The sequence below is a fragment of the Nocardia sp. AB354 genome (genome assembly GCF_049538315.1).
GTDB lineage: Bacteria > Actinomycetota > Actinomycetes > Mycobacteriales > Mycobacteriaceae > Nocardia > Nocardia nova.
Window position 1 is genome coordinate 23,249 of record NZ_JBMVFU010000006.1, and the last position, 15,382, is coordinate 38,630.

Below are 15,382 nucleotides of genomic sequence, written 5' to 3' on the forward strand. Positions count from 1 at the left end.
AAGCTAAAAACCTCCGTCGAATCCGCCGAAGTCGCCCCCGTCGAAGCCACCCCCGCCGTCGAAGAAGCCGCCCCCGTCGAAGCCACCACCGTCGTAGCCGCCGCCCTGGTCGTAGCCGCCGCCGTCGTATCCGGCGGTGTCGTATCCGCCCTGGTCACCGCCGTCGAAGCCTTGCCCGGGATCCTGACCGGCGTCCTGCCCCGCGTCGAATCCGGCGTCATACCCTGCGCCGTAACCGTTTTCGAAGCCGGCCGCGCCGTAACCGACGCCGTGCATGCCGCCGAACAGCGCGTCGAACAGCAGCACCGAGCCCACGCCCCAGGCGCCGGCCACCAGTGCGGTCTTCCACCACGGCTCGGAGTACCAGCCGGCCGGCACCGGACGACCGGCGACCCGGCCGCCCGGGTAGTAGTTCGGAGTTTGCGGGGAGGGTGTGGGCGACGCCTCGATGCGGCGACCGTCGAAGTCGACGGTGCGGTCCTCGGTGACGCGTCCGGCGGACCGCTGCCCGTCCAGTTCGGGGACCGGTGGGCCGGGGTCGAGATTCATCGCGGTCCGCGCCGCGCGCACGTAGTACAGGCCCTCGATCGCGGTTTCCTTTGCCAGCCGCGCCTGGGTGACGGTGGTGGCCTGATCGATCTGCGAGCCGGCGGCGTTGAGCCGTTCACCCGCATCCGCGAGCGCCTGCTTGGAGGCCTGATCGGTGCCCGTGAGGTTGTAGACCTGGCCGCCGAGGCGTTCGATCAACCGGCGGGCGTCGGCCTTCGCGTCGGCGAGTTGGTTGTTCTCCCGGGTGCGTTGGTTCGAACGCCCCGCGACCGCCATCGCGACGAACGCGATCAGCACGACGACCAGAAGAATCAGCAGGAGCCACACATCGACCAGGGTACGCGTCGACGGTTTGCCCGAGGCTTGCTCTCAGCCTGCGACAGCCGCGTCGTAGTCGAGTCGGGCGGCGCCGTAACCGCCCGGCTCGCCGTCGGAATCGCTCAGTTCGGACAGTGCGAACTGCCGCTTGCCGGCCGTCTTGGCCGAGTACATCGCCCGGTCCGCGCTGCGCAGCAGATCGGAGAAGTCGCACGGACGTCCGGGCGGGGAGAACGCCGTGCCGACGCTCGCGGACACCGGCACCGGCCCGGCATCGGTCGGTACCGGATCGTGCAGGGCGGTCAGCACGCGCATCGCCACCTCGGCGAGCGTATTGCGGCGGGCGGGCAGGGCGATGACGAATTCGTCGCCGCCGTAGCGGCATACGACCGTTTCGTCCGGGCAGGCCGCCCGCAGCCGCCGCGAGATCTCCACCAGCACCTCGTCGCCGACGGAATGGCCGTAGCCGTCGTTGATCTGCTTGAAATCGTCCAGATCGATCAGCAGCAAGCCGACACCGCGGGTGTGGTCGGTGGCCATCAGCCGCACTCGCTCCTGCAGCAGGGAGCGGTTGGCGAGGTCGGTGAGCGCGTCGTGCGTCGCCTCGTGCCGCAGCCGGTCCTGCAGTGCGGCGATCTCCTGCACTCGCACCGAAACCGCCGCCGTCAGATTCCGCTCCTGCTGGGCCAGGGCGCGCTGCTGCAGGGCCTCGGCATAGCTGTCGATGGCATGGCTGGCCACGAACGGCCACCGGGTCGCCACCAGGGAGCCGGAATCACCCGGCGCGAAGCCCAGCAGCGCTCTGGTGGCAGGAGCGAGCATGCGGGTGCGGTCCAGGGGCGCCTCGGCCAGCCGTCGCCCGATCGCGCGGGCAGCGGATACCGGAAACGGTTCGGACTGTGCAAGATTCAACAATTCGTCGACGATGGCCGCGAACACCTGCTCGAGGTGTTCCGGACCGACTGTCAGCCCGCTGCCGGGATAGACGGCACGAACCCAGTCCCGTGTCGTCGCCGCCACGATGGCGGCGGTCTGCGTGTCGAGTTCGGCAGGCATCGCCGATCACCTCGCGCAGACGTCGTCGACGCCGGCGCTCCGGCCGGTCACGCCCTCCGGAACGCGCTCACTGCTTCGCGGTCGAGTACACCTTCGGCGCACGCTCACCGCCCCCTTTCCAGATACCCCCGTCCGGCAAAAAGGATCCTAGCAAGCCACCCGGCACCGAAAAACGCTGTTTTACAACCTGTTCCGATACGTCGCGAATGGCGATCGGCAGTGTGATCGACGCCGGGCCTGCGGCGTTACACCTTGCCCCAGCGTGTCGCGCCCGGTGTGTTGGCGCCGACGTTCACCCGCGGGTGGGCGCGTCTTCGCGAATCGTTCTTATCGCAGGCCAGAGGGCTCGACATCGCACCGGATCGAGCGGCGGCGGCGAGTCGCTGGTGACGAGTATCACAGCGAGCTGGCGAGGTTCGGTCGTGGAGTGAACGTTCGATGCTCCGCCTGTGGGAGGGGGTCGCTGCGGCATCGGGTTGTGCCCAGGTGTGGGAACAGGCGGCGGATGGGTGCGCCCGACCGCCGGTGGCGACCTTGCCTTCGGCGGTGACGGCGGTCGTGCCGTGAACCGCTCGGAAGGCGCCACCTCGACCGGCCGACGCGGTTGCTGTGCAGTCGCTGTGGGCCGGCTGCGGAGGGAGCCGGGAGCGCCGGTGCGCAGTCCGGCGGACGCGCCGTGCGAAAACCGGGTGTGCGATTGGCATTCCGGAAGTGAAGTTCGGTACAGTCCTACACGCAGACGACATCGTGGCGATCCCATTGGTGTCGTATGCCTGCGGGTGTAGTTCAATGGTAGAACCTCAGCCTTCCAAGCTGATGGTGCGGGTTCGATTCCCGTCACCCGCTCCGATGAGGGGATTGTCGGCAATCCCCGGCCGCCGGATCCCGTCCATCGGGAGGCGCCAGCGGAGCCGCTGGACGGAAACGGGATGTAGCGCAGCTTGGTAGCGCATCCGCTTTGGGAGCGGAGGGTCGCAGGTTCAAATCCTGTCATCCCGACCACGGACGACCGGGAATTTTCGCCCGGTCGTGGGCGCTGGAATTGTGAGGCCGCGGTCTGCGGCCGACCGGACGATCGCAACCGTACCCGGACCCCGACAAGACGGTATTTCCGAAGGGAATGCCGAAACTATGGCCTGGATCGTATTGGTGCTGTCCGGAGTCTTCGAGGCCGTCTGGGCCACCGCGCTGGGGAAATCACACGGCTTCACCCGCATCGTGCCGTCGGGCGTCTTCGCGGCCGCGCTGGTGGCCTCGATGTCGGGTCTCGCCTATGCGATGCGCACTCTGCCCGTGGGCATCTCCTACGCGGTGTGGGTAGGTATCGGGGCCGCGCTCACCGTGCTGTACGCGATGGTCACCGGGACCGAACAAGCGTCGCTGGTGAAGATCGCTCTGCTGCTGTTGATCGTTGCGAGCGTCGTGGGATTGAAGCTGACCGGATAGCCGGTCGAGGATCACCGAACCCGCCGGCGGTGTCCCGGCGCGCGACGTTCACCCGGGTGGGCGAGCGCTCGGGGACCGCCGGTCGGCGGAAGTTCCTTATCGATTGCCGCGCGCCGGCCGCGGTGATCCGGCCGAACGAGCATGCGCCTGAACATGTTTCGTTCCGCCGGTCGAGCGGGCGGACGAGCCGCGCTCGGTCCGGCCGGGGGCCGCCGCCGTGCGTTCGCGCGCGGGTTTGCCACCTGTGCGGGCGGGCACGTCGGCGGTGCCCCGGTGTCCGCGACCCGTGCGCGCGCCCGCGCGTCCGTTGTCCGATGCGGCCGGGCGCTCGCCGGCGGTGGTGCGCCGGTTTCGCGCTGCCGTGGTTCGGCCGCCGGCCGCGGTATCCGTGGTGGCCGTCGTCATTCGGTCGCCGTCGTGCCCGGATCGGTGGCGTCCGGCTGCCGTGCGGCCCGCGGATACCGTCGCGGCGCTGTGGTTCGCGGATTCGCGGCGTTCGCTCCGCGCCGCCGGGCCGCGGCTCCGCCTCGGCCTGCGAGACGGGCTGTTGACGCCCGAGGCGGGACGGCGTGAATCCTGTTCGGCGCGTCCGGGTTTCGAGGCGGTGGGAGCCACCGGCGCGGCGACCGTGCCGACCAGTGCGGTGACCTGAGCGGAATCCGGACGCACCTGTTGCGGGCGGACGTCGAGTCCGGCCTTGCGCAGCAGGACCGCGACGTCCTTGCGCTGTTCCGGCAGCATGATCGTCACCACGTCGCCGCTGCTGCCGGCGCGGGCGGTGCGCCCGGAGCGGTGCAGGTAGGCCTTGTGCTCGGCGGGCGGATCGACGTGCACGACGAGTTCGACGTCGTCGACGTGGACGCCGCGGGCGGCGATATCGGTCGCGACCAGCACGCGTGTGGTGCCGTCGGCGAAGGCCGCCAGATTGCGGTCGCGTGCGACCTGCGACAGATTGCCGTGCAGATCGGCGGCCGGAATTCCGGCGGTGGTGAGCTGCTTGGCCAGCCGTCGCGCGTGATGTTTGGTGCGCATGAACAGAATTCGCCGCCCGGTTCCGGAGGCGAGGGTGTGGACCAGTTCGCGCTTGGCCTCGCTGTCGCCGATCTCGAAGACGTGGTGGGTCATCGCGGGCACCGGGGAGTGGGCCTCGTCGACGGTGTGCGACAACGGGTTTCGCAGGAAGCGCTGCACCAGCTTGTTCACCCCGTTGTCCAGGGTGGCGGAGAACAGCATCCGCTGACCGCCGGCCGGGGTCGCGGCGAGGATTCGGGTGACACCGGGCAGGAAGCCGAGATCGGCCATGTGGTCGGCCTCGTCCAACACGGTGATCCGCACCTCGTCCAGGGCGACCAGGCCCTGTTTGATCAGATCCTCCAGGCGGCCCGGGCAGGCGACGACGATATCCGCGCCCGAACGCAATTCGCGGACCTGCCGGGCCTGCGGCACGCCACCGAACACCGTCACCACCCGCAACTCGCACGCATCGGTCAGCGGTTCGAGAGTCGCCGCGATCTGAGTGGCGAGCTCGCGGGTGGGCGCCAGCACCAGACCCGCGGGGCGGCCCGGGAGGCGCCGGTGACCGAGCCGGTGCAGCCGGTCGACCATGGGGATCGAGAAGGCGAGGGTCTTACCGCTGCCGGTACGCCCGCGAGCGAGCACATCGCGGCCGGCCAGCGTGTCCGGAAGCGTCGCGGCCTGAATCGGCAACGGTGCGCTGAAACCCTGCGCGGCCAGCGCGCGCAACAGGGGCGCGCCGACGCCGAGAGTGTCGAAGGTGGCGGCAGGCGTCGATGAACGAGTCGTCATGAGTAGTCGTGGTGCCTTTCGAGCAGCAGAGGTGAACCGCAGCGGCGCTGGGTTGGCAGCGGAGCCGCGGTTGCAGCGACGCTGAGCTTCGTGGCCCGCACGAGGGCTGACCGCTGGGTGGCCGACGCGAAGAGTAGACATCCACGACGGAGGGAGTGCGAATAACCGATACTCCCCGTTAAGACTATCCCGTCGGGGCCGTTTCTCCCCCATCGCGCGAGGGTGACGGTTCTCTCCTCGACAACCGGTGTGGATGACCGGGCGGCGGGGGATGTCACGGGGCGGGTTCACAGGTTTCTCCCAGCGGCGTCCCAGCACAGCGGGGGCACGGCCGACCATCATGGCAGCCATGACCGAAACTGCTATCGCGCCCGGCCGCCCCGCGGACGGGGTGGCGACGCCCGGCCGGGGCGGGACCCGGAGCCTGCCGTGGGAGTATCTGGGACTCGCCGCGCTGCTGGGCGGCACCGCGATCGCCTATCTGTGGAATCTGAGCGCGAACGGCTGGGCCAATTCCTTCTATGCCGCCGCGGTGCAGTCCGGGGCGAAATCGTGGAAGGCGTTCTTCTTCGGTTCCTCGGACTGGGGCAATTCGATCACCGTCGACAAGACGCCGGCGTCGCTGTGGCCGATGGAGATCTCGGCCCGACTCTTCGGGATGAACAGCTGGAGCATGCTGATCCCGCAGGTGCTGATCGCGGTCGCCGCGGTCGCCCTGCTCTGGTCGACGCTACGCCGGACCTTCGGCCCCGGCGCCGGGTTGCTCGGCGGGCTCGCGCTGGCGGTGACGCCGGTGGCCACGCTGATGTTCCGCTACAACAACCCGGACGCGCTGCTGGTTCTGCTGATGATCGCCGCCGTATGGGCGATGACGCGTGCCCTGGAGGACGGCCGGTGGCGCTGGCTGCTGCTGTGCGGCGGCTTCGTCGGACTCGGCTTCCTGGCCAAGCAGTTGCAGGTGCTGCTGGTCGTGCCCGCGCTGGCGCTGACCTATCTGTTCGCCGGGCCGCCCCGGCTGGGTAAGCGCTTGCTGCAGTTGCTGGCCGCCGGAGCCGCGGTGGTGGTCGGCGCCGGCTGGTGGGTGCTGGTCGCGCAGTTGTGGCCGGCCGATTCACGGCCGTATTTCGGTGGTTCGAAACACAATTCGATCATCGAGCTGACCCTCGGCTACAACGGGCTGCAGCGACTCGGGGTTGATTCCGGCGGTGGGTTCGGCGGTCCGCCCGGACCCGGCGGCCGCGGCCACGGACCGTCGTTCGGTTCGGAGGCCGGGATCACGCGACTGTTCAGCGAGACGGTCGGCGGTCAGATCGCCTGGTTGATTCCGGCGGCGCTGATCCTGTGCGTCGCGGCTGTCGTGCTGTGCGGCAGAGCGTCCCGCACCGATACCCGGCGCGCCGCACTGCTGCTGTGGGGCGGCTGGGCGCTGGTCACCGCCCTGGTGTTCAGCTTCATGAAGGGAATCTTCCACCAGTACTACACCGTCGCCCTGGCACCCGGTGTCGCCGGCGCGGCCGCGATCGGGGCGGTGGTGCTGTGGCGGAAGCGTGATCGGCTCGGCGTCCGCGTCGTGCTGGCCGCGGTCACCGCGCTGACCACGGTCACAGCGGTGATCGTGCTCGATCGCACTCCGGATTTCGTGCCGTGGTTGCGGTGGATCGTCGGCGTCGCGGGCGCGGTCGCGACCGTCGCGCTGGTGATGCCGCAGCCGCGCCGGACGGCGGCCTGGACGGCCGTTCTCGCGGTGCTCGTCGCGATCGCCGCACCGGTGGCCTATTCGATCCAGACCATCGCCTCCGCCCACAACGGCGGCATCGTCCTCGCCGGACCGAAGACCAGCGGTGGCTTCGGATTCGGTTTCGGACCGGGCGGGCCGGCCGGCGCGTGCGGTTCCGCTGGGCCGAGCGGATGTGCCCCGGCGGGGCCCAGCGGCGGGCCGGCGGACGACGGCTCGGATTCGGCCGGCGCCAACCGATCTCCCGCACAACCGGGCCGGATGTCGCGACCGGGCGACCCGGCGGCCGCCGGACCCGGTGCCACGGAAGGCGGTGCCGCCGACCGTCCGTCCGGTCCGGGTATGGGGCAGCGGACGAATCAGCAGCTGATCGATCTGCTGAAGAACAACGGCGCCGGCTACACGTGGGCGGCCGCGGCCATCAGCTCGATGGGTGCCGCGGACCTGCAGCTCGATTCGGGCTACGCGGTCATGCCGATCGGCGGCTTCGGTGGCGGCGATCCGTCCCCGACCCTCGATCGATTCCGTGCCGATGTCGCACAGGGACGGATCCACTACTTCGTCGGTTCCGAGCGCCGCGGCCCCGGATCGGGTGCGACGTCGGAGGCGAGCCGGATCGCCCAGTGGGTGGAGAGTACTTACGCGGCCACCGATGTCGGCGGCACCAAGGTGTACGACCTGACGGCGCCGACCCGGTAATCCGGGCGGTACAGGGCGGCGGTGGCGGCCCTGTACTGCCACGACCCCCGTCCGGTACGGCAGACTGCGACCATGGCCACGGCGTCGAAATACAGTGCGGGCGTTCTGCTGTTCCGGCAGGCTCCGCGGCTGCAGGTCCTGCTCGGGCACATGGGTGGTCCGTACTGGGCACGCAAGGATGCCGGCGCCTGGTCGGTGCCGAAGGGGGAGTACGAGCCGGATTCCGAGGATGCCCGGACCGCCGCGGCGCGGGAGTTCACGGAGGAACTGGGCCTGCCCGTGCCCGAGGGCGAGTGGATCGCGCTGGGGGAGTCGCAGTACGGCAGCGGTCGTTCCCGCAAGCAGGTCACCGTGTGGGCCGTGGCCGGTGACCTGGATCCGGAGCAGGTGGTCCCCGGCACCTTCGAGATGCAGTGGCCGCCGAGATCCGGTCGGATGCAGACGTTCCCGGAGATCGATCGGGTCGAGTGGCTCGAACCGGAACTCGCTCGCGAGAAGATCGTCGCCGGTCAGCGGCTGTTTCTGGACCGGCTCACCGAGGTACTCGCCGCCGGCTGAGGTTCAGCGGTAGGTGTCCGCGAAGCGCTCGCCGCCGGCTTCGATGAGCCGTACGCCCTGGAGTTCGTGGACGGTCAGCCGATGCGTGGGGCGCCCCGTGTCCCAGGCCGGGATGAGATTGCGGCGGCGGGCGGCGTAGGCGGTCATGAGATCGCGTGCCAGCCGGGCCGGCGATACGCGGTCGACCGCGGCCTGCCGCAGAATCACCACCAGCAGATGTTGCGGAATCTCCTCGGCGTCGCCGAGCGGCCGGAAAGTTCTCGCCCGCACCGGAACCGACAGTGGCGCCGCCGTTTCCGTCTCCACGAATTCGGTGATCGCCGCCGATAATTCGGCCGCGGGCACCGGTGTCGGCACCAGTCGCGGCAACACCGCGGTGGTCGCGGACAAAACCCGGGGCGCGGCACTCGAGCCGGGCATCGGATATACCGTCCGCAACTGTTCGTGGCGTGCGATCAGATCGGCGAAGGCGTCGCGCAATCCGACGGCGTAGAGATAACCCGTGAAATGCAAGGTGAACGATGCCGTGCCCGCGGGCGTCGGATCGACAGGCGGCACGGCGGGGACCACCGCGGGGGTAGAGCGCAGTTCCATGCGGTATTTCCGTTCCTCGTTCGCACCCCCGTCCCGGCGGGCACATGCGGAGCCTAACTCCGAACGGCCGCCCGCGCTGTTCGACGGGTACGACGAGGGTTATCGGCCGTACGGCCAGCGCCAGTCGGCGACCTCCGGAATATCGGCGCCGTGCTCGCGCGTCCAGATGCGCGCGGCCAACCGGGCGTCGGCCATTTCCTGGCGCAGGCCGGCCGCCTGGGTGCCCAGCCCCGGAACCCGGTCGATCACGTCCATCACCAGGTGATAGCGGTCGAGGTCGTTGAGCATCACCATGTCGAACGGAGTCGTGGTGGTGCCCTTCTCCTTGTATCCGCGCACGTGCAACTCGGAGTGGTTGGTGCGCCGATAGGTGAGCCGGTGGATCAGCCAGGGATAGCCGTGGAAGGCGAAGATGATCGGCCGATCCCGGGTGAACAGGGTGTCGAATTCGCGATCGGGCAGGCCGTGCGGATGTTCGTCCGCCGGCAGCAGCCGCATCAGATCGACCACGTTCACCACGCGAATGCGCAACTGCGGCAGCCGTTCTCGCAGAATGGCGGCGGCCGCCAGCGTCTCCAGAGTAGGTACGTCACCGGCGCAGGCGAGCACCACATCGGGTGTCGTGCCCGACTCGTCGTTGTGGCCGGCCCATTCCCAGATTCCGGCGCCGCGGGCACAATGCAGCCTCGCCTCTTCGATCGACAGCCAATCCGCCTGCGGCTGTTTGCCGGCCACCACCACGTTCACGTAATGGCGGGAGCGCAGGCAATGGTCGTAGGTCGACAGCAGCGTATTGGCGTCCGGCGGCAGATAGACGCGCACGATCGACGGCTGCTTGTTCATCACCACATCGAGGAAACCGGGGTCCTGATGGGTGAATCCGTTGTGATCCTGCCGCCACACGTGAGAGGTCAGCAGATAATTGAGGCTCGGAATGGGCCGGCGCCACGGCACCGCGCCACTGGCGTCCAGCCATTTCGCGTGCTGGTTGAACATCGCGTCGACGATGTGGATGAACGCCTCGTAACAGGTGAAGACGCCGTGCCGTCCGGTGAGCAGATATCCCTCCAGCAGGCCCTGGCACATATGTTCCGAGAGCACCTCGATCACGCGGCCGCGGCGGTCCAATTTCACGTCGAATTCACCGATTTCGGCCTGCCAATTGCGGCCCGTCACGGTGAGCACGTCCTGAAGCCGGTTACTGGCCAATTCGTCGGGTGCGAAGATCAGGAAATTGTCGCGATTGGCGTCGGTGATATCGCGCAGCCAGGTGCCCAGCACCTGGGTGGCCTCGTGCGAGGTGGCGCCCGGCGCGGGAACCTCGACGCCGTAGCGGCGCCAGTCGGGTAGTCGCAGATCCTGCATCGTGGCGCCGCCGTTGGCCACCGGATTGGCACTCATCCGCCGCGGCCCCGGGGGAACCTGGCGCAGCAACTGCGGATACGGCCGGCCGTCCTCGTCGAAGAGTTCCGCGGGGCGATACGACTGCAGCCACTGCCCGAGCACGCGGCGGTGATCGTCGTCGGTACGCGCGGCCGGGAGCGGGACCTGATGGGCGCGGAAGGTGCCCTCGACGCGGTCGCCGTCGACCACCGGCGGGCACGTCCAGCCCTTCGGCGTGCGCAGCACGATCATCGGCCAGCGGGGACGGGTGCCGTCGGCGCTCTCGCGCGCGGCGCGCTGGAATTCGGCGATGCGGTCCAGGCCGCGATCCAGCGCCGCGGCCATCGCCTGGTGCACGGTCGCCGGGTCGTGCCCGGCGACGATGATCGGGTCGTAGCCGTAACCGTGCAGCAGCGAGAGCAGTTCGGCTTCCGGAATGCGGGCCAGCAGGGTCGGATTCGCGATCTTGTATTCGTTGAGCGCCAGAATCGGCAGTACCGCGCCGTCGCGCGCCGGATTCAGGAATTTGTTCGCGTGCCAGCTGGTCGCCAGCGGCCCGGTTTCGGCCTCGCCGTCGCCGACCACGCAGAACACGGTCAGGTCGGGATGGTCGAGCGCGGCGCCGTAGGCGTGCAACAGGGAGTAGCCGAGTTCGCCACCCTCGTGGAAGGAGCCCGGCGTCTCCGGCGCGCAGTGGCTGGGTACGCCGCCGGGATAGGAGAACTGCGCGAACAGCGCGCCCATTCCCGTCGCGTCGCGCGAAATATTGCTGTACAGCTCGGAATACGTGCCTTCCAGCCAGGCACACGCGTTGGGTCCGGGGCCGCCGTGGCCGGGTCCGGCGACGAAGACCGCGTCCAGATCGCGGGCCCGGATCGCCCGATTGGCATGTGCCCACACCAGATTCAGTCCCGGCACGGTTCCGAAGTGCCCCAGCAGCCGCGGTTTGATGTGCTCGGCCGTCAGCGGGGTGCGCAGCAGGGGATTGTCCGTCAGATAGATCTGGCCCACCGCGAGATAGTTCGCCGCGCGCCACCACGCGTCCAGATCGGCGAGTTCGTCCGGTGACAGCGGGCCGGGAACCTCGGCCAGCCGATACGGTTCGGGCGCGATCGTGGCGCCACCGCTGCCGCCGATATTGTCGGCCGCCGTATCGGCTCCGGTCGGATCGGTGGCCGGGACCCGTCCTTCCGAACTCGCCAAGTCGGTCACGATCGTGCTCCTCACACTGGGGTGTTCGGTAACCGCTTCGGATGGAGACTCGAGGCCAGGCTACCGGGCCCACCGCGAGAGCGCCGTGCGCACCGATTAGGGTGCCGCGCATGCAGACTTTGGCCAGGATCATCGGCTCGGCCGCCGTCGCGGTGGCCGCGGTCGCCCTCACCGCCTGCGGGGGCAACGACAACAACTCGGCGAGCCCGTCGACCACCGCGCCCGGCACCCAGGCCCCGGCCGCGACCTCGGCCGCCGCGGCTCCGACGGCGAGCCACGGCCGCGAATGCACCGCCGACGACATCGGCGTCACCGGCGGCTTCGGCCAGGCGCCGACCATCACCATTCCCGACAACTGCGATCCGCCGAAGCAGCTGGTCACCAAGGATCTCGTCGAGGGCACCGGCCCGGCGGCGGCGAGCGGCCGTCCGGTGGAGATGAACTATTCGCTGGTCACCTGGTCGGACAAGAAGAAGCTGGACAGTTCCTTCGATCGCGGCCAGACCTTCCCGCTCACCCTCGGCACCGGTGAGGTCATCCCGGGCTGGGACCAGGGTCTGATCGGCATCAAACAGGGCGGCCGCCGCCTGCTGATCATCCCGCCGGACCTCGGCTACGGCCAGGGCGGGCAGGGCGTCAAGCCCAACGAGACCCTGGTGTTCGTCACCGACGCGGTCAAGGTCGGCGGGGCATCGTAGGATTGCGAGGTTGTCCGAAACCGGACAACAGGTTTCGCACGTACATCGGTAACTCACCGGGTACGCCCAGGACGTTTTCCGCACCCGACGTAAGCCCGGGCAGGGATGCTTCCGGCTCCCAACGGCACGCAGAGGCCCGGGGAGGCGGCGCTGCTACCCTGATCGGGATGCGATTTCGGGGGGAAACGACGCCGTCGTCACACGGCACCCGAACATCGTCGCCGGCGGATCACACCTCCGTCCGGCGGCCACACAGACCAGTGAACAACGAACAAGGAGCATGTCCGTGAAGAGCACCGTCGAGCAGCTGAGCCCGACCCGGGTCCGCATCAATGTCGAGGTGCCCTTCGAGGAGCTGAAGCCGGACTTCGACAAGGCGTACCGGGCGCTGGCGCAGCAGGTTCGCATTCCCGGCTTCCGCCCGGGCAAGGCCCCGGCCAAGCTGCTCGAGGCCCGCCTCGGTCGCGGCGCCATCCTGGAGCAGGTCGTCAACGACGCGCTGCCGGCGCGCTACAGCGAGGCCGTCACCGCCTCCGAGGTGAAGGTGCTCGGCCAGCCGGAAATCGAGATCACCAAGATCGAGGACGGCGACGAACTGGCCTTCACCGCCGAGGTCGACGTCCGTCCCGAGATCGCGCTGCCCGACTTCGAGAGCATCGAGGTCACCGTCGATCCGCTGAGCATCGGCGACGAGGACATCGAGCAGCAGCTGCTGTCGCTGCGCCAGCGCTTCGGCACCCTGAAGAGCGTCGAGCGCGCCGTGCAGGAGGGTGATTTCGTCTCCATCGACCTGTCGGCCACCGTGGACGGCGAAGAGGTCTCGGAGGCGACCACCTCCGGGCTGTCGCACGAGGTCGGCTCCGGCCAGCTGATCGAGGGCCTGGACGACACCCTCGTCGGCCTGAAGGCGGAGGAGTCCAAGGACTTCACCTCCACCCTGGTGGCCGGCGAGCACGCCGGTAAGGAAGCCGTCATCACCGTGAAGGTGAACTCGGTCAAGGAGCGCGAGCTGCCCGAGGCCGACGACGAATTCGCCCAGATGGCAAGCGAATTCGACACCATCGACGAGCTGAAGGAAGACCTGCGCAAGCGGGTCGAGCAGAGCAAGAAGGTGCAGCAGGCCGGCGAGATCCGGGACAAGGTGCTCGAGGCGCTGCTGGACAAGACCGAGGTGCCGCTGCCCGAGGCCGCGGTGCAGGCCGAGGTCGACGCCGTGCTGCACGACGCGGTGCACGGCTTCGACCACGACGAGGCGAAGTTCGCCGAGGCGCTCGAGGCCCAGGGCAGCACCCGCGAGGAGTTCGACAAGGACTCCAAGGAGGCCGCCGAGAAGTCGGTGAAGACCCAGCTGCTGCTGGACGCGGTCGCCGAAGCCGAGAACACCGAGGTCGGCCAGCAGGAGCTGACCGAGCGGATCCTGTTCCAGTCGCAGCGCTACGGCATGGCGCCGGAACAGTTCATCCAGCAGATCCAGCAGGCCGGGCAGCTCGGCGCGATCTTCGCCGACGTGCGCCGCGGTAAGGCGCTGGCCGGCGTGGTGATCAAGGCCAAGGTCACCGACACCGAGGGCAACGCGGTCGACACCGCCGAGATGTTCGGTGAGCCCGCCGAGGCGGTGTCCGATTCCGAGGGCGCCGAGAACGCCGCCGAGTAGCCATCGGCGACATATGAGTCAGCTGTAAGCGAAGCAAGGCGGTACCGGGAGTTCGGTGCCGCCTTGTTTCGTTAGGGTTTGTGTCAACCGAATCAGGCCGCGGTCGAGCGTCGGGGACGGAGGCGGTAGCTTGCGTAACCACGAAGGGCCCCGGAAGACCGCATATTGGACAGAGGCTGTGCCGGCAGGCATCGTGCCGGCGAGAGAGGGCAGGTATCCGTGACAATCAATCAGGCTGTGGCACCTTTGAAGTCGGGGCCGGTCATGACATCCGCGACTGCTGGGCTCAACCTCAGTGATTCGGTGTACGAGCGTTTGCTCCGCGACCGCATCATCTTCCTGGGCACCCAGGTCGACGACGACATCGCCAACAAGCTGTGCGCGCAGATCCTGCTGCTCACGGCCGAGGACCCGAACCGCGACATCTCGCTCTACATCAACTCGCCCGGTGGGTCGGTCACCGCGGGTATGGCCATCTACGACACCATGCAGTTCGCCGAGTGCGATATCGCGACCATCTCGTTCGGCCTGGCGGCCTCGATGGGCCAGTTCCTGCTCACCGCGGGCACCAAGGGCAAGCGTTACGCGCTGCCGCACACCCGGATCATGATGCACCAGCCCTCCGCCGGCATCGGCGGCAGCGCGGCCGACATCTCGATCTACGCCGAACAGCTCGCCCACACCAAGCGGGAACTGAACGAGTTGCAGGCGTTGCACACCGGCCAGTCCGTGGAGCAGGTCACCGCCGACGCCGACCGCGACCGCTGGTTCACCGCGGCCCAGGCCCTGGAGTACGGCTTCATCGACCACGTGATCACCAATGCACGGCAGGCGAACGGCGCCGGTAACTGAGCGCGAAATCGCTCATCCCCCATCGACTTTGGAGAAGAAGATGACCCTGATCGATCCGCGTGCCGGTCTGTCCGGTATCGCACCGGCGAGCCCGCAGGCCCGCTACATTCTGCCGTCGTTCATCGAGCACTCGAGCTTCGGCGTCAAGGAGTCCAACCCCTACAACAAGCTGTTCGAGGAGCGCATCATCTTCCTCGGCGTGCAGGTGGACGACGCCTCGGCCAACGACATCATGGCGCAGCTGCTGGTGCTGGAGTCGCTGGATCCCGACCGCGACATCACGATGTACATCAACTCGCCCGGTGGTTCCTTCACCTCGCTGATGGCCATCTACGACACCATGCAGTACGTGCGTGCCGATGTCGCGACGGTCTGCCTGGGCCAGGCGGCCTCGGCGGCGGCGGTGCTGCTGGCAGCCGGTACTCCGGGTAAGCGGGCTTGCCTGCCCAACGCGCGCGTGCTGATCCACCAGCCGTCGCTGGAGGGTGGCATCCAGGGCCAGGTCTCCGATCTGGAGATCCAGGCCGCCGAGATCGAGCGCATGCGCCGGTTGATGGAGACCACGCTGGCCCGCCACACCGGCAAGGACGCCGACACCATCCGCAAGGACACCGATCGCGACAAGATCCTGACCGCCGACGAGGCCAAGGATTACGGGATCATCGACACGGTGTTCGACTACCGCAAGCTGAGCGCCCAGAAGAAGTGACCCCGCCGCGGAGCTCGCGAGCGGGCTCCGCGGACGCTGGTCCGGGCGGCGGAGCGAGGTCGGCACCGCCCGGATCGGCAGCCGGGATGGGTCGTGGCGAGCGTGTCGGGTGA

At 68.7% G+C, this 15,382-nt stretch carries 12 protein-coding genes, 2 tRNA genes and 1 riboswitch; of the genes, 9 read left to right on the top strand and 5 right to left on the bottom strand.

The window, feature by feature from the left end:
• Nucleotides 1–3 precede the first annotated feature (3 nt).
• Both ACPCUW_RS10525 and ACPCUW_RS10530 read right to left on the bottom strand, forming a co-directional pair.
• Nucleotides 4–825, bottom strand: a complete 822-nt coding sequence (locus ACPCUW_RS10525; protein WP_423424800.1) for a DUF1542 domain-containing protein — start codon at nucleotides 823–825, stop codon at nucleotides 4–6.
• A gap of 93 nt (nucleotides 826–918) precedes the next feature.
• Complete coding sequence (locus ACPCUW_RS10530) at nucleotides 919–1,923, bottom strand: GGDEF domain-containing protein (RefSeq protein ID WP_063017525.1); 1,005 nt, start codon at nucleotides 1,921–1,923, stop codon at nucleotides 919–921.
• Between the two features lie 775 nt (nucleotides 1,924–2,698).
• Here ACPCUW_RS10530 and ACPCUW_RS10535 point away from each other — a divergent pair.
• From ACPCUW_RS10535 to ACPCUW_RS10545, 3 genes are all read left to right on the top strand, one after another.
• Nucleotides 2,699–2,769, top strand: a tRNA-Gly gene (locus ACPCUW_RS10535).
• A gap of 79 nt (nucleotides 2,770–2,848) precedes the next feature.
• Nucleotides 2,849–2,925, top strand: a tRNA-Pro gene (locus ACPCUW_RS10540).
• Between the two features lie 42 nt (nucleotides 2,926–2,967).
• Nucleotides 2,968–3,035: riboswitch (guanidine-III (ykkC-III) riboswitch) on the top strand.
• 19 nt (nucleotides 3,036–3,054) lie between these two features.
• Nucleotides 3,055–3,369 (top strand): DMT family transporter, encoded by a 315-nt coding sequence (locus ACPCUW_RS10545; protein ID WP_423424527.1) that lies wholly within the window; start codon nucleotides 3,055–3,057, stop codon nucleotides 3,367–3,369.
• Between the two features lie 96 nt (nucleotides 3,370–3,465).
• On the opposite strand, the gene ACPCUW_RS10550 is transcribed toward ACPCUW_RS10545, so the two are convergent.
• Nucleotides 3,466–5,175 (bottom strand): DEAD/DEAH box helicase, encoded by a 1,710-nt coding sequence (locus ACPCUW_RS10550; protein WP_423424528.1) that lies wholly within the window; start codon nucleotides 5,173–5,175, stop codon nucleotides 3,466–3,468.
• 349 nt (nucleotides 5,176–5,524) lie between these two features.
• On the opposite strand from ACPCUW_RS10550, the gene ACPCUW_RS10555 reads away from it, so the two are divergent.
• On the top strand, nucleotides 5,525–7,609 hold the full coding sequence (locus tag ACPCUW_RS10555) for a glycosyltransferase family 39 protein (RefSeq protein ID WP_423424530.1): 2,085 nt from the start codon (nucleotides 5,525–5,527) through the stop codon (nucleotides 7,607–7,609).
• 72 nt (nucleotides 7,610–7,681) lie between these two features.
• The gene (locus tag ACPCUW_RS10560) at nucleotides 7,682–8,167 is read left to right on the top strand and encodes an NUDIX domain-containing protein (protein WP_423424531.1); all 486 of its coding nucleotides are present in this window, start codon (nucleotides 7,682–7,684) and stop codon (nucleotides 8,165–8,167) included.
• A gap of 3 nt (nucleotides 8,168–8,170) precedes the next feature.
• Here ACPCUW_RS10560 and ACPCUW_RS10565 read toward each other — a convergent pair whose 3' ends face one another.
• Together ACPCUW_RS10565 and ACPCUW_RS10570 are read right to left on the bottom strand one after the other, a co-directional pair.
• Nucleotides 8,171–8,761 (bottom strand): hypothetical protein, encoded by a 591-nt coding sequence (locus ACPCUW_RS10565; RefSeq protein ID WP_423424532.1) that lies wholly within the window; start codon nucleotides 8,759–8,761, stop codon nucleotides 8,171–8,173.
• Between the two features lie 99 nt (nucleotides 8,762–8,860).
• The gene (locus ACPCUW_RS10570; protein WP_423424534.1) at nucleotides 8,861–11,356 is read right to left on the bottom strand and encodes a phosphoketolase family protein; all 2,496 of its coding nucleotides are present in this window, start codon (nucleotides 11,354–11,356) and stop codon (nucleotides 8,861–8,863) included.
• Between the two features lie 110 nt (nucleotides 11,357–11,466).
• Between ACPCUW_RS10570 and ACPCUW_RS10575 the strand changes: the two genes are divergently transcribed.
• From ACPCUW_RS10575 to ACPCUW_RS10590, 4 genes are all read left to right on the top strand, one after another.
• Nucleotides 11,467–12,054, top strand: coding sequence for an FKBP-type peptidyl-prolyl cis-trans isomerase (locus ACPCUW_RS10575; protein WP_423424536.1), 588 nt, complete (start codon nucleotides 11,467–11,469; stop codon nucleotides 12,052–12,054).
• Between the two features lie 286 nt (nucleotides 12,055–12,340).
• Nucleotides 12,341–13,708 carry a trigger factor gene (tig, locus tag ACPCUW_RS10580; protein ID WP_063018961.1) on the top strand — a complete coding sequence of 456 codons (1,368 nt, stop codon included), beginning with the start codon at nucleotides 12,341–12,343 and terminating at the stop codon, nucleotides 13,706–13,708.
• Nucleotides 13,709–13,972: 264 nt separating this feature from the next.
• Nucleotides 13,973–14,560: an ATP-dependent Clp protease proteolytic subunit gene (locus tag ACPCUW_RS10585; RefSeq protein ID WP_062962776.1), complete on the top strand. Its 588-nt coding sequence runs from the start codon at nucleotides 13,973–13,975 to the stop codon at nucleotides 14,558–14,560.
• Nucleotides 14,561–14,600: 40 nt separating this feature from the next.
• A complete protein-coding gene (locus tag ACPCUW_RS10590) occupies nucleotides 14,601–15,269 on the top strand; it encodes an ATP-dependent Clp protease proteolytic subunit (protein WP_062962775.1) in 669 nt (222 codons plus the stop codon).
• Nucleotides 15,270–15,382: the final 113 nt, after the last annotated feature.